Annotated in this window: 12 protein-coding genes and 1 riboswitch; all 12 genes read left to right on the top strand. The window is 38.3% G+C overall.

Features of this window, described 5'->3' with window-relative positions:
- The first annotated feature begins 109 nt into the window (after nucleotides 1–109).
- Nucleotides 110–1798: a methyl-accepting chemotaxis protein gene (locus tag BMZ99_RS17780; RefSeq protein WP_090940443.1), complete on the top strand. Its 1689-nt coding sequence runs from the start codon at nucleotides 110–112 to the stop codon at nucleotides 1796–1798.
- A 312-nt stretch (nucleotides 1799–2110) separates the two neighbouring features.
- Nucleotides 2111–2632, top strand: coding sequence for a cob(I)yrinic acid a,c-diamide adenosyltransferase (locus BMZ99_RS17775; RefSeq protein ID WP_090940440.1), 522 nt, complete (start codon nucleotides 2111–2113; stop codon nucleotides 2630–2632).
- Nucleotides 2633–2758: 126 nt separating this feature from the next.
- Entirely contained in the window at nucleotides 2759–3889 is a 1131-nt protein-coding gene (locus tag BMZ99_RS17770; protein WP_090940438.1) for a YibE/F family protein, read from the top strand.
- A gap of 72 nt (nucleotides 3890–3961) precedes the next feature.
- Nucleotides 3962–4047: riboswitch (cyclic di-GMP riboswitch) on the top strand.
- A gap of 80 nt (nucleotides 4048–4127) precedes the next feature.
- Nucleotides 4128–5834, top strand: a complete 1707-nt coding sequence (locus BMZ99_RS17765) for a methyl-accepting chemotaxis protein (RefSeq protein ID WP_090940435.1) — start codon at nucleotides 4128–4130, stop codon at nucleotides 5832–5834.
- Nucleotides 5835–6163: 329 nt separating this feature from the next.
- Nucleotides 6164–7144: a GGDEF domain-containing response regulator gene (locus BMZ99_RS17760; protein WP_090940433.1), complete on the top strand. Its 981-nt coding sequence runs from the start codon at nucleotides 6164–6166 to the stop codon at nucleotides 7142–7144.
- A gap of 19 nt (nucleotides 7145–7163) precedes the next feature.
- On the top strand, nucleotides 7164–10130 hold the full coding sequence (locus tag BMZ99_RS17755; protein WP_090940430.1) for a hybrid sensor histidine kinase/response regulator: 2967 nt from the start codon (nucleotides 7164–7166) through the stop codon (nucleotides 10128–10130).
- On the top strand, nucleotides 10127–10555 hold the full coding sequence (locus tag BMZ99_RS17750; protein WP_090940427.1) for a chemotaxis protein CheW: 429 nt from the start codon (nucleotides 10127–10129) through the stop codon (nucleotides 10553–10555). Before BMZ99_RS17755 ends, BMZ99_RS17750 begins: the two co-directional genes overlap by 4 nt.
- A 28-nt stretch (nucleotides 10556–10583) precedes the next feature.
- The gene (locus BMZ99_RS17745; RefSeq protein WP_090940425.1) at nucleotides 10584–12590 is read left to right on the top strand and encodes a methyl-accepting chemotaxis protein; all 2007 of its coding nucleotides are present in this window, start codon (nucleotides 10584–10586) and stop codon (nucleotides 12588–12590) included.
- 51 nt (nucleotides 12591–12641) lie between these two features.
- A complete protein-coding gene (locus BMZ99_RS17740; protein ID WP_245755036.1) occupies nucleotides 12642–13523 on the top strand; it encodes a CheR family methyltransferase in 882 nt (293 codons plus the stop codon).
- The gene (locus tag BMZ99_RS17735) at nucleotides 13501–13875 is read left to right on the top strand and encodes a response regulator (RefSeq protein ID WP_090940420.1); all 375 of its coding nucleotides are present in this window, start codon (nucleotides 13501–13503) and stop codon (nucleotides 13873–13875) included. Before BMZ99_RS17740 ends, BMZ99_RS17735 begins: the two co-directional genes overlap by 23 nt.
- Nucleotides 13876–13878: 3 nt before the next feature.
- Nucleotides 13879–14349: a chemotaxis protein CheX gene (locus BMZ99_RS17730; protein WP_090940417.1), complete on the top strand. Its 471-nt coding sequence runs from the start codon at nucleotides 13879–13881 to the stop codon at nucleotides 14347–14349.
- Between the two features lie 444 nt (nucleotides 14350–14793).
- Nucleotides 14794–15231, top strand: a complete 438-nt coding sequence (locus BMZ99_RS17725; RefSeq protein WP_090940414.1) for a flavodoxin — start codon at nucleotides 14794–14796, stop codon at nucleotides 15229–15231.
- Nucleotides 15232–15572 lie beyond the last annotated feature (341 nt).

Below are 15572 nucleotides of genomic sequence, written 5' to 3'. Positions count from 1 at the left end.
GTAACATAAGCAAATTGTGTTACATTAATAAAAAGCATTGGCAAATGGAGGTGTTTGCCAAGCTAAAAGTATTTTTACAAATTTATGGGAGATAAGGTGGGAGAATTTTATGCGGATGTCAATTAGCAAGCAGATTCTATTTGTATGTATCATGATCGTTATAGCCTTTACAGGGCTTAACGTATATACATATTATGAAATTGAAAATGTGCAAGATGGTTATGATAATGTGTTAAAGCGAAGCGTTCCTTTAGTAGTTGAAGTTAAGGATCTTAATATTGAATTAAATGTTCAATCATCCCAAGTTCGCGGATATATTTTAACAATGAATCCTACATACATTCAAGGCTATGAAACATCAAGAAAAAATATGGAGGCTACTCTGGCTAGCCTGGAAAAAAAGCTAATTACACCGGAAGGCAAAGAAAAGGTAGCTGCTCTTAGGGCAGCACTAGCTGAATATCATAAAGTTTCTGATCAAGGAATCAATGCCCGTAAAACGTTAGGTCAGGAGGAGGCTTTAAAAGCAGTAGCTGCTTCAGGAGCAAAAATCCAGGCTGCTGAAAAAACTACGAGTGATACCGTAAAGTTTTTAACCGAACGTATGGATCTTAGAATTCAAGAAAATGTTACCGCAACAGATCGGATTCAGATGCTGCTTGGATTTTTAGATGTGATTATCTTGATCGTAGCTTCAATTTTGGCACTCTTTTTAGCAAGGCGTATTTCCAAACCGCTTGGGAAAGTTGCTGCATCAGCACAAAATATTGCCAGCGGCGATTTGCGAGTGATTAATATTCAATATACTGCCAAGGACGAAATTGGCGATATGATACAGGCATTTACGGCTATGACTGATAATTTGCGTAATGTGGTAGGACAGGTAGCAAAATCTGCCGAGCAAGTAGCAGCAGCCAGTGAAGAATTAACAGCCAGCTCGGAGCAGTCAGCTCAAGCAGCAGGGCAAGTTGCGGAAACGGTTACGAACGTAGCCAGCGGTGCATCAAGTCAACTAGTGACAGTAGAACAAACGGTCTCAGTTGTAGGAGATATGGCGTCAGCCATTACTCATATTGCCAGTAATGCAAATCAGGTATCAGCAAAATCAGAGGAAACGGCTCAGGTCGCAAGTGATGGTGGAGAAGCAGTGAACCTGGCAACCAAACAAATGCAGATTATTGAAGATTCTGTTGCTCAATCAGCGCAAGTCGTACAGCAATTAGGGACAAGCTCGCAGCAAATTGGTGAAATTGTTGATGTTATTAGCGGTATTGCAGGACAGACTAACTTATTGGCGCTTAACGCAGCCATAGAAGCTGCAAGAGCGGGTGAGCAAGGACGTGGTTTTGCAGTGGTAGCGGATGAAGTTCGCAAGTTAGCTGAGCAGTCGCAAGAAGCAGCGCAAAGGATTGCAGTCATCATCCGTGATATCCAAGCAGAAACGGGCAAAGCAGTAGCAGCTATGAATCAGGGAACGATTGAAGCATCAAAAGGTACAGAGATTATTACGAGTGCTGGTGAAAGATTTCATGCAATTACTACAATGATTCAGCAGCTCAATGGCCAAATTCAGGATATTGGTACAGCTGCTGAGAAACTTTCTCTTTCTAGTAGTGATGTTGTTTCGTCTGTAGATAGTGTAAAAAGCATAGCAGGTGATACAGCGGGCGATACCCAGACCATTTCGGCGGCAACAGAAGAACAATCCGCCTCTATGGAGGAAATTGCATCTTCCAGCCAAGCCTTGGCCAGTATGGCAAATGAATTGCAAGTAGTGGTTTCTCAATTCCGCTTATAAAAAAACGGATAAGGATTCTTGAAATAAATACAGTTTGAACCAAACAAGGCACTCATCCCATAAGGGATGAGTGCCTTGTTTAGTATCTTTGTGGGGTTCGGTTCGTTTTAGAGGATTAAAAGGACATGTAGGATTGTTGTGATATGTAGCGGACCTGTTCTTTTGGTTCTTCGCGCTTTATTTAGTAAGAAACCTGTTAGTGTTTTTCGTATTGTTTGGTTTGATTTGCAGGAGAATATGCAGGGGGGAGTCGAAATTCTCAAAAGAAGACCGTGGTGCTCTATGAAATATAAAAGCATAGGAGGTTTACAAATGATTTATACTCGGACAGGAGATCAAGGAACAACCAGTCTGTTAGATGGCAGCCGTGTACGAAAAAATAGCATACGTGTAGACAGCTATGGTACGATTGACGAATTAAATTCATTATTAGGCTTTGGAAAACATTTTGTTGCAAATAGCGATATTGTAGAAAAGATTCATATTGTGCAGCGTGAGCTGTTTGCTGCGGCCTCTGAGTTGGCAGACCCCAAGGGAGAGAAGTATGCTGCAAAGCTTGGAGAAACTGAAATTTTACGTTTTGAAGCTTGGATTGATGAATATGTAAAGCTTATGGATCCAGCTCCCAAATTTATTGTTCCAGGCAGCAGTCAGGCTTCAGGAATCTTGCATGTAGCCCGCACTGTATGTCGGCGTGCTGAAAGGCTTATGGCGGCCCTAGACGAAACAGAGCCTGTGAGCCCATCCTTAATGAAATATGTAAATCGGCTTTCAGATGTCTTATATACCTTTGCACGTTTTCTAGAAGAGCAGCAGGAATTAGTCAATCAATAATCAACTTAAGAGTTGTGACTTGCGAATTAGTAAAGGAAGCATAAATTGCCTTTCGAGACAAACGTATGCTTCTATTCATGTACGCCTAGTAACAATACAGTAAATTTTTATAACAAGGAGACCTTAATGAAATTACAACGCATTTTCCCCAGTTATGTTCTAGTCGCTCTCATAGCCTGTTTACTTTTTGGTACCCTGCCTGTTTTCGGAGCAGGAAGTAATGCGGAACCCATTGAGTATGTAAATGGCGTGGTATTAACGATACAATCTTTGGATGTAACACCCAATAAAAAAGTGGGTATCAGCAGTAAAAGTCTAGTTACAGTGCTGCTCACATCTGGAGCGGATTCCGGCAAGCAAGTACAAAGCATTAATTATATTACCAATCAGCCTTTATTTGATATTATTCCCAGTCCTGGCGATAAAATTATTCTCGCTGTAAGCGAGGTGCAAAATGAAAAACAGTATCATATTGCTGATTATAATCGTCTTTTTCCTACATATATCCTAGTCGGTCTTTTTGTTTTATCCTTGTTAATTCTAGGGAAGAGCATAGGCATTAAAACGATTTTTGTTATTTGCCTTTCAGTGGCTATTATTCTTAAAGGTATGGTTCCTTTAATCTTAAATTATCATTGGAATTTTATCATTGCTACTATGCTTGTTTGTGCAGTGATTACAGCTATTACTCAAATTACGATCAGTGGCTGGAATGCAAAAACTTGGGGAGCTATTTTAGGAACAGTTGGTGGTGTATTTATTGCTGGTGTATTAGCTGCCATTTCGATTTCTTGGATGCATCTAACTGGACTGGACAGTGAAGAAGCAATGATGCTAAAGGTGACTACACTCACTTTTATGAATTTTCAAGAGGTCTTATTTGCAGGCATTATTTTAGGATCATTAGGTGCTGTCATGGATGTCACCATATCCATTGCGTCGACTCAATACGAGATCAAGCATTCCTGTCCTCATTATGGTTTTTCCGAAGTATTTAAATCGGGTATCAATGTTGGGCGTGATGTTATGGGAACGATGGCAAATACCTTGATATTGGCTTATACTGGAAGCTCTCTGCCTTTGATCTTTTTGATTGCATCACAAGATAGTGTTTCATTCATGAGAATTATGAATTTAAATATTGTCGCAACAGAGATCACGAGAGCTCTTACAGGAAGCATAGGACTAATTTGCTCCATACCATTAACAGCTGTTATTACAGCATTTCTTTTGAGTAGAAAGAATCGTCAGTCATGATCGATTCCTGGCAGGTATTGTTCATGGGAGATGTTGACATTTTATGTAATATAATGTAATATTAAGTAGAAAAATATATTGCTGCAAACTTATTAAAAGATAAGGACGCAAAGCCATGGGTCTAAGGGAAGATATCCTATGATTGCCAGGTTGCCGATTCAATGTAGAATTGTAATTAGCATCAGTGCATCTTGGACTGGTGCTATATTTTTACATTAAGATATTTTAGGAGGTTGGCGTGAAGCTGAAGGTTAAAGGGAAAATACTTGCGATCATTTTGATAATATCAATGGCAACGCTCTTAGTTGGCTCAATCGGATATTATTATACAAACACAATGAGTAACGAAATGAAAGTTATGTATAATGAAAACTTGTTGTCAATTAAAAGGTTAAATGAAACTCGGCATAATTTTAGAGCTGTACATGGAATGATTTTGGAAATGATTTTTGGTAATCTGGATAAGGCGAGAGAGGATGTCTTGGTCACTCAGATGAAAGCCTTGTCGTCCGAAACAGACCAAACATTAAAGGCATATGAAAATCAGAATTTAGGGGCCTTCGAGCGGGAAAAATTAGTAGTGCTAAAAGAAGCAATCGGTCAATATCGAACAGAGCGTCAAAAAGCGATTGAAATGTCTCAGCAAGGGCGTAAACTGGAAGCATATGTTTACTTCACTCAGCAGGCAGCTGGCAAATTGGAAATTGTCAATTCAACTCTTAAAGAGTTAGCTGACTTTATGTCAGATAAAAGTGAGAAGGCGAATCGTAAGGGGCAAGAGTATGCCGGATTTGCTGGTATTGTTATTTTTACATTAACAGGATTTTTTGTTTTACTTTGCCTATTCTTAGGCTGGCGGTTATCGAATGCAATTGCTAGACGATTAAAATCTGTATGTGTGTTTTTAAATGAGATCGAAAAAGGAAACCTTGGTGTAGACAGCATTAATGTGCTTGATCAAGATGAAATTGGAGAAATTGGCGTCGGGTTGAACAGTATGGCTAGCAGCCTGCAACGTTTAGTGCGTCAGGTAGCAACTTCATCAGAACAGGTTGCAGCCTCGTCAGAAGAACTGACAGCAAGTGCAGAACAATCGGCCCAAGCGACGAATCAAGTAGCAGCCACCATAAGTGAAGTCGCGCAAGGTGCTGAACAGCAGGCAAGCGCAGTGAATGTTACGAATTCTGTAGTACAGCAGCTTTCTACAGGAATTGGAAGAGTTGCAGAGAATTCAGCAATTATTAGTGGCGTATCTGATCAAACTGCTAAAGCTACTCAAGATGGAACACAAGCTGTAAATGCCGCAATGAGCCAGATGGAAATCGTAGAAAAAACAGTAACTAAATCAGCTCAAGTGGTGGCGAGATTGGGAGAACGATCTAAAGAAATTGGACAAATTGTCGATACAATATCAGGAATTTCTGCTCAAACCAACCTTCTGGCGCTAAATGCTGCTATTGAAGCGGCACGAGCTGGTGAGCATGGCAGGGGCTTTGCTGTTGTTGCTGAGGAAGTTCGTAAGCTGGCGGAGCAATCCCAAGAAGCAGCTAAGAAAATTGCCGATTTAATTACTGAAACACAGTCAGATACTGAAGAAGCAGTGGTAGCGATGAAAGAAGGCAGCCATGAGGTTAATGTAGGAGCACAGGTGGTTAATACTGCTGGACAAGCTTTTAAGGATATATCGTCACTTATTAATCAATTAACGATGCATATAAAAGAGACTTCATCTTCTATAGAAGAAATGGCATCCGGCAGCAAGAGAATAGTAGAATCGGTACATGATATTGATGCGATTAGTCAAGAAACGGTTGGCAGGACACAAATTGTATCTGCTGCCACAGAAGAGCAGTCTGCATCTATGCAGGAAATTGCTGCATCCAGCCAAGCGTTAGCTAAAATGGCAGAAGAACTCCAAGGGATTGTTAGACAATTTAGAATGTAGAAAAATCATACTTAAATATAAAAACCTTTCTATGATATACATAAAAATACCCTGCAGGGTAGACCGTAGAGTCTGCTCTGTAAGGGAAATTTTATATTAGAGAGGTTTTTTATTATTTATCTGTAAATAAAGGTAATCTCAATCATCGCAGCAAGTATAATTTAAAAAAATCAGAAATATGATTTTCTTGATTTTTTTACTAAATCTCTCTAGAGTATAAGGCAAGGAAAAATCACAATAAAATCTAGCGGAGTAGGGTGAATCGTTATATAGTAGTGAGATAGATATATGGAGCCGAAAAGAATTTTTAAAAAATAAGGTGAGGTCAAATGAAAGTATTAATCATTGATGATGAAAAAAGCATTCGCACCATTCTCTCGGAAATGGTACAGCAATGGGGATATGAAGTGATCCTCGCAGCTGATGGTGAAAGTGGATGGAAGATATTCCAGATTATTAATGAGCCGGTTATTGTGCTCTTAGATTGGATTATGCCCGGAATAAATGGGGTCGAACTATGTAAGAGGATAAAACAAGGCACAAAAACAACTTACACGTATGTCATTATGCTAACAGCAAAAAAAAGCGATATAGAAGATATGGTTATTGGTTTTGATGCTGGTGCAGATGATTTTTTGACTAAGCCAATTGATCCAAGAGAATTGAGCTGCCGATTATCTGTTGGCAGTCGTATTTTAAGCTATCAATATGAATTAGAGCAGCGTAATGCCACTTTATTCGAGACTACACGAGTTATGGAAAATATTATGCGGGAGTTACAGACTGTAAATGGAAAGTTAAAAGATCTTTCTATGGAAGATGAAGTTACAGGCATAGCGAATAGGCGATGTTTGGAAAACTACTTAGCGAAAGAGTGGTGGCATGCATTACGTGAGAAAAAAATAATGACATTTATCATGATTGATGTGGACTACTTCAAGCTTTATAATGATACCTATGGGCATTTGGCTGGAGATGAATGCTTAAAAAAGGTTGCAGCAGTTTTAGACAATAACGTAAAACGCAATTCTGATTTAAAGGCACGTTACGGCGGTGAAGAATTTGCAGTTGTTTTGTATGCTACGGATTATGCAGGAGGGCAAAAGATCGCAGAGAAAATCAGGCTAGCGGTTGAAGAATTGCAGATACCTCATAGCGCTTCAAAAATTAGTCCCTATGTTACTATAAGTTTAGGCGTTGCCACAATGATACCGGATCCTGATTCCTCTTATGAAGTGTTAATCAAGAAAGCTGATGATGCTTTATATCGAGCAAAACGAGAAGGCAGAAATAGATGGATTGTTGTTTGATTTAGGAAGAGGTGGTAACATGCTAAAGGATGAAAAACTGATTCAAGAATTTGTTATAGAAGCGAAAGAACATGTAGAAAAGATAGAGTCAGGACTGCTGTCCTTTGAACAACATGAGTATGATGAAAATGTGATCAATGCAATTTTTCGCTCAGCACATAATATTAAAGGGACAGCAGGTTTCTTTGGTTTTCAGAAAATCGTTGAATTGTCTCATGCAATGGAAAGTGTTCTTGGAAAGATTCGGAGCAGGGAACTTACTTTATTACTTGATATTGTAGATGCATTATTAATGGCTAATGATGAACTTAGGGAATTGTTAAACCACATTGCGATGAACGAAGAACGAGATATTACTTCTTTGGTACAAAGGCTGCAGCATATTTTTATAAATGATAAGGATATTCAGCCAGCTGAAGCACCAGATACTGCAAATGAGCCTATCACCCCTGAAAATCAGACGACAGCAGTAAAGAATCTTAAGGTTGATAGTTATGACAAAATGATTAGTGAACTGGCAAAGAAAGGCCATAAAATATATAAATATGTGCGTACATTTGATTTTCAGCAGAATGACACAGAACGATTTTCTATCAATATGTCAAAAAGCATTCAGTCCATTGGAAGCATCTTGAATAGCTATATTCGAAACAAAACTTTTTTAGCAGAAGAGAATTCTTTTGAGCAGCAAATCATATTTTTGTTTAGTACTGTATTGGAAAAAGAACTTGCAGTGATGGCAATAGGCGCCAATGCAAGAGAGATTGAGGAGCTTTCTATAACGAATCAAAGGGCAGAGATTTTTCAATTACTCTTAGAAAAAGCAGAACATGCAGCTTGTCCTAAGAAAGAAAAGTCAGTTACGAGTAAGCAGAATGCTTCAGATTTTTTTGACGAAAAACATAAAAATGATTTGTCAGAAGAACGCATCAAAGTAGATGTTGTTTTACTTAATAATCTAGTCAATTTGTCTAGTGAGATGGTACTGGCAAGAAATCAGTTGCTGCGTTTATTGGAAGCACATGTAGATGGGATACCAGGTATTCGGGCCGTTTTACAAAAAATTGATCATACGACCACCGAAATGCAAGAAAAGATTATGCGTACCCGGATGCAGCCAATCTCTATTTTATTTCATTCCATTCCACGCTTAGTACGTGATTTGTCAAAAAAATTAGGAAAGAGCCTTACATTAAAAATGGAAGGCAAAGAAGTGGAAATGGATAAATCGATCCTAGAAGGATTGATGGACCCATTTACTCACCTGATACGGAATGCACTAGACCATGGAATCGAAAATCCTGCTATGCGAAAGGCTTTAGGGAAAGATCCTACGGCAATCATCCAGATAAAGGCTAGGCATGAAGGTGGCCGCGTGATTATTGATATCATGGATGATGGGGCAGGGATTGATGTGGAGAAGGTTAAGCAGCATGCCTTAGAAAAAGGATTGATTGATCAGGAAGAAGCAATGGAGATTAGTGAAAGTAAAATGGCAGAATTAGTTTTCTCACCAGGATTTTCAACCGTCACCCAGATCAGTGACATTTCTGGACGTGGCGTAGGTTTAGATGTAGTTCGAGCCAATATTGAAAAATTTGGTGGAACTGTAGAGCTGCATACAGTAAAAGGAAAAGGAACCACCTTTCGATTAATACTGCCTTTAACGTTGGCGATTATACCATCTCTCATTTTAGCGGTTGGCAAGCATAATTTTGCCTTGCCTCAGGCTCATTTGCAAGAAATTGTACGAATTGTAGATGGAAAAGAGGAAAGTCCATTGCAATTGATTCAAGGGCAAAGAGTGCTGCAACTGCGTGGGCAATTAGTTCCCATTGTTCACCTTGCAGATGTGGTTGGCTTGGAAAAGAACTTAAAAGCAACAAGCCCTATTACACGAATTCTGATTATAAAAATTGCCAGAAGAATTTTTGGGATTATTGTTAATGCGATTCATGGTCAGGAGGAGCTTTTAGTAAAGCCTATGCCTAATCATCTAAAAGAAGTAAAGGTATATTCAGGAGTAACGATTTTAGGTGACGGCAGTATTGCCATGGTTCTAGATGTTGAGGGAATTGCCAATAAAGAAAAATTAGCATTTTCTGAAGACGGGGTGGAAAGTTCTCAAGTGAAAGCAGTAGCATTAGATCATCAAGTACAAGAGCTTCAGGATCTATTACTATTTCAATGTTCCGGGCCAGAGATATTTGGTTTACATTTGTCCATGATCGCAAGAGTAAACGAGATTAGTCCTCACCAAGTTGAAGAGATTGGAAATAAAGAATACTATAACTCTCAAGGTAATATCATGCAATTAATTCGATTGGAAGAATATCTGCCTGTTTCCAAAGAAGAATCAGATAAAAAAATGTATGTAATTACTCCTAAGGGGAGTAACCATTCATTAGGTCTTTTAGTAAGAGCCATAAAGGATACAGTGCAAGTCGATTCCTTGACGGTAGAAGAAGATATCCAAGGCAAAGGATTATTAGGGTCGACACTTATCAATGAAAAAATAATCTTGTTAGTGGATTTGCATGAAGTATTTGAGTTGAGTGTTCCCGAACAGTATATCCAATTAAATCACTTTCCAATGGCGGCTGCTGAGAAAAATATATTGCTGGTTGAAGATGATCCGTTTTTTGTAAAATTAGAAAAGCGATATTTGGAACAGGGAGGTTATCGAGTGTTCATTGCTCGTAATGGGAAAGAAGGGCTCAAAATCCTTCGGGAGCACAGGATTGATATCGTGATGAGTGATATCTCTATGCCGGTAATGAGCGGTTTAGAAATGGTAAAGCAAATCCGTGCTGACGAGAAGATGTTATCTTTGCCCATTATCCTAATGAGTGCTTCGATTAAAAATGACAATCAGGAGAAGTTGTTCTTAGAAGCAGGATTTAACTCGTATGCTTATAAATTTGATAAGGCAGATGTGCTGCAAAAAGTAGCAGATGTGCAAGTTGCAAGAGGAGAATTTCCATGACTGGAAAAATTATGACCTTTTTTCTTGGCGGTAGTTTGTGTGGTATTGATATAGCTTTTGCTAAGGAAATTAACCGAAATGTTAAATACACATCTGTTCCAGGGGGAGCGTCGCACGTAGTAGGTCTTTTAAATCTGCGCGGACAAGTAGTGACTCTGTTTGATTTAACTCAAATATTGCATCTAACGCAGACACAAGCAGATAAAGAATCGAAATGTATAATTTTAAAAGGACTTTTTCAAGGAGATCATGTAGGTTTTTTCATTGATAAGTTAGCAGAAGTAATTGATATAACACCCGATATGTGTGAGCTGCCGCCAGCGAATATAAAGAATCTGCAAGGACGATTTATATCCGAAATAGTAAAGTGCAATGAAAAAATTATTTTAATGCTAGATGTAAATAAAATTTTTGATACGATATAAAGAAAACATGGGAAAGGAGAAAAATGGCATGAAGTGGTTTGACAACCTGAATATTGGTAAAAAACTGATGGTTAGTTTTATGCTGATTGTTCTTATTGCGGGTCTCATGGGGGTAGTGGGAATACGTAATATTAAGGAAATAGAAATGAGTGATCAAGAGTTATATGAGATCAATACCCTTCCTCTGGGAGATCTTGCCCAGGCAGCGATGTCATATCAGCAGATTCGAGTGCTTGTTGGCCAATCCATTATCGAAGCAGATAAGGAGAAGAAAAAACAATATCGTACTTCTATTGATGAATTGCATAATAAGATGAATAACGAATTAGCAGAGTTTGAACAAAGTATAAAATCCCCAATAGTTCGACAGGAATTTAATAAGTTGAAAATCATACAAGGTAAGTGGAGCGTTATTTTAGATGAAGCACTGCGTCTTATTGAGGCAGGGGATAATCAGGCTGCTTATACTATTTATGCTGGGCAGGGAAATCAATTTTCATTAGAATTGACGCAACTGATTGATCGGTTAATTGATTTGAAAGTGGCACAGGCAGGGGAGAAAGCAAGAAGCAATTCTTCCGAAGCGGAAGCAACAATTAAAAATATGATAATCTTACTTTGTATCGGCTTTTTAGCAGCTATGGGTTTGGCTGTATTTATAACCAAAAAAATCACAAGTCAGGTAAAAGAACTGCAGAAACTTATGTCTCAAGTAGAAGACGGTGATCTTACTGTAATGGGCAAAACAAGTTCGCAAGATGAAATAGGGCAGTTGACGTTGTCTTTTAATAAACTGATCAAGACGATGCACCAAATGACGAAGGAAATTTATGATACCGTTATTGTTTTGAATCAATCTTCTAATGGTATGTTGATGGTTGCAGAGGTAGTAGCGGCCAATAGTGAAGAAATGAGTGCTGTAATTAACAGTGCCAATGAGTCTACAGAGGAGATCAATGTAAGTGTTAGTCATGGAGCGAATGCATCTTTAGAGTTAAATGGAAATATTCATTCTATCTCTGTTGCCACAGAAGAAATTTCTGCAACGATTCACAGTCTGGCTTCTGCTTCTGAGCAGGCATCTGTTAGTTTAGATCAGGTAAGTCATCTTATTGAGAAAATATCCGGAGGTATCAGCCTAGTTGCTGGTTCCGCTAAAGATGTATCAAGTTCTGTATCCGATGTAGTAATAGCGGTAAAGGAAATTAACCTATCTTTAAATGAAGTAGGACAAAATTGTCAACAATCCATTAACGTTGCTAAAGATGCAGAGTCGCGGGCGCAAGAAGCTACCATTATTATTCAGAATTTGAGCAGCGTGTCAAAGCAAATTGGTAAGGTAGTCAACTTAATCAATGATATTGCAGATCAGACCAATATGCTGGCGCTAAATGCGGCGATTGAAGCTGCAGGTGCTGGTGATGCAGGCAGAGGTTTTGCAGTTGTGGCAAATGAAGTAAAAGAATTAGCTAAGCAAACGTCTGGAGCGACAGACGAGATTGCGTCTCAGATTGAAACAATGCAAGAAAAAATGCAAGAGGCAGTACAAGCGGTAAGTGGAATTACTCAGGTGATTGACGTCATGAATACGAATAGTAATAATATTGCAGCAGCTGTAACAGAACAATCTACCGTAGTGGGAGGTATATCGTCTGCTGTGGTTGTCGCTTCTGATAAGATTCATTTGATATCCAATGAAATTGGTGATATTGCAGAAAAATCTCGGCATGTAGCACGAGGGGCTGGAGAAAGTACACAGGGAGTTAAAGAAATCGCTCATTCTGTCAGCGAACTTTCTTTGACAGCAGGGGAGCTTGCTAAAAATACAGAAGGTGCATCAGTAAAAATGAGTGAGATGGCTAATACTTCTCAAAAAATTGCTGCCAATATTGAAGAGATAGCCATTAGCATGAACGAGATCAATAAAGCGTCGCATAACACAGCCAGTAAAGGAGTAGAGACTACCCAAGCGGCTGATGAGCTTGTATTGGTTTCAGAGAAATTAGAAGCGTTAGCAAAACGCTTTCAAGTATAAGAGATTGATAGTAAAAGAAGAAAGAGACAACGAAGGAAATATTTAGGGGGGATGATGATGAATGGGCACCTATCTTCCCAGGCGTTTCAATTATTTCAGAAATATATTGAAGAAAACTGTGGCATTGTAATTCGAGATGAAAAAGCATATTTGATTGAGAGCCGGCTTTCCAAATTCTTAATACGATTTGGTTTATCGGGATTTGAAGAATTATATAACATGCTGCGCCAGCAGAAACAAGCGGCTTTGACAGAGGAGATTATTGATGCGATTACAACAAATGAGACATTATGGTTCCGAGATAAAACGCCTTGGGAAGTACTAGAAGATCAGCTGCTGCCTAAATACATTGAGGCAATCAGGCAAGGTAGGGGTGGAAAGATTCGTATCTGGAGTGCTGCCTGTGCTACAGGACAAGAGCCGTATTCCATAGCTATGTGTATTGATCGTTATCTGCTAAGACATGGAATTGCGGATATCACATTAAATGATTTCGAAATCGTAGCTACCGATATTTCTCACACTGTTTTGCAGCTTGCTAAACTAGGGAAGTACGACAATATAACCATGGCTCGTGGAATGACCTTGGAGTATCGAGAACAATATTTTCGACAAGAAGGACGTACATGGCTGTTAGATGAGCGAATCAAAAATAGCGTTCAATTTAAGCAGTTTAATTTGCAAAATAGTTTTATAGGGTTAGGATTCTTTGACTTGATTTTTTTTAGATATGTGGCGATATACTTTTCAGAAGCGTTAAAAAAAGAAATCATGAAGAAAATTTCCAACTCTTTAACGAAAGAAGGAGTATTAATTCTAGGAAATTCAGAAGTATTCCTGGATTATAACGAATACTTTGAAGCCGAGTTTTATAAAAATGCTAACTTTTATACAGTGAGGGGTGGATGTTATGAAAATATTATCCGTGGATGACTCGGCCATCATTCGAAAAATTATACGCAGTGGTGTAGAGGTACTTGATTATGAATTGGTGGAAGCTGCAGATGGGATAGAGGCCTTAACCATCTTAGAGGGATCTTCTGAAGAAATTATTCTAATATTATTAGATTGGAATATGCCTGGTATGGATGGATTAGTTTTTTTAGAAAAAATTAAAAATACAGCCTCTCTTAAGCATATACCGGTAATGATGGTTACTACAGAGAGTGAAAAAGAAAATATTATAAGAGCAATCCAGGCTGGAGCCATTAATTACTTAGTAAAACCTTTTACCATTGAGGAACTAATGAAGAAAGTACTAGAATGTATGGGGGAAGGGCGGTAATCTATGGAATCGCAAAAAAAATCATATTTACAGAAATGTTTAGCACAGTCCGTTTCTGATGTATTTAGTACTATGGTTGGAGTAGAGCTTTGTCCTATAGAAAAAGCGCCTGAAAGTAAACGATATAAAAGTGAAATTACAGGTGTTATGATGATTTTAAGCACTCATAATGCCTTGCTTTCTATCGCGTTAAGCAAAGAGAATGCGGCCCTGATCGTTTCCTTTATGACAGGCATTGACTCGGCAGAAATCGAAGATGAGGAATTGTATGATGGCGTTGCTGAATTAGTAAATATGATAGCTGGCAGAGCAAAAGCATTATTAGCTGGAACAGACTATCATTATCAAATAACACCTCCTCTTACTGTTGTTGGCGAAAATCATTTCATTCTGTATAAAAAGAACGTGTCCCAGCTGACAATGGAATTTGAAGCCGGAGACATTAAACTTCATTTAGATTTAACCTATTTATGAATGAAAGAAGTATAAGTTTCTATTAAGGAATATGCTAAAAACAAAGGCATAGAGTCTACGAAGAACACAAAGACGCGTTTAGTCGACGCCTTTGTGTTCTTTGTGTTTCAAAACAGCTATAATAAAAAAACAAGCAGCATTTTTCTTATTTTTTATTGACAGGAAGGATTCTTATTGATAAAATACAGTTGTTGAATTGAGAATTGATATCAAGTGATCAATTGCATACTTCATTGACTAAGTAACCATAAACTTCTTACATACAGCAGATTATGATCTTTTGAACAACCCATTAGGGTATTTTTTTCAGCCCTAATATGATAATGAATATCGTTATCATATTAGGGCTGAATAGAAAATGAATTTTCCATAAAGAATCAAAAGAATAAGTGAGTGTAAGTAAGAGGTTAAAAGCAATCAAATAAAAAATGGGGGAATGTGTGAATGAAGAAGATTTCCGTTATTTATTGGAGTGGGACAGGTAATACTGAAGAGATGGCTAAAGCCATTGCAGCAGGTGCTGAGGTCGATGGAATTTCGGTGAATTTGCTGTCGGTAGATAAAGCAAGTAAAGATGATGTATTGAAATCTGATGCAGTAGCTTTAGGTTGTTCAGCAATGGGAAATGAAGTATTAGAAGAAGGCGAGTTTGATCCTTTCATTACCTCACTAGAGGGGGAAAATTTATCTGAAATTCCTTTAGCTTTATTTGGTTCTTTTGACTGGGGAGATGGTCAATGGATGAGAGAATGGGTAGAACGCATGGAAGGGCAAGGTGCTAAACTGGTAGAAGAAGCCTTGACAATCCAAAATGCTCCTGATGATGAAGGTCTTGCATCATGCAAAGAACTTGGAGCAAAACTTGCTGCTGCAATTGCTTAAGGACAAATTATAAATAACAGTAATGGTCTGCATTTTTTATAATTCAGGCCATTACTGTTGTTTTTTTCGTCTTTTGAGGATTGAATTCTTACAGTATTTTAAGAGGATATCAGTATTTTTTTATGATTTATAACAGCTAAAAAATAATTATGTAAAATGTTGTTGACGGATATTCAATCCTCTGCTATAATTAGAACTCGTCACCACAGTTTAATTTTAAACGACATTTACTGTTGTTTTTATGAAGAAATTCAGGTTTGCTGGTGATTAAGATCTTTAAACGGGGCGTGGCTCAGCTTGGTAGAGCACCTGGCTTGGGACCAGGGGGTCGCAGGTTCGAA

Source organism: Pelosinus propionicus DSM 13327, from assembly GCF_900114615.1.
Taxonomy (GTDB): domain Bacteria; phylum Bacillota; class Negativicutes; order DSM-13327; family DSM-13327; genus Pelosinus; species Pelosinus propionicus.
The sequence above is the reverse complement of the archived record's forward strand: the minus strand, read 5'-3'. Positions and strand labels throughout refer to the sequence as shown.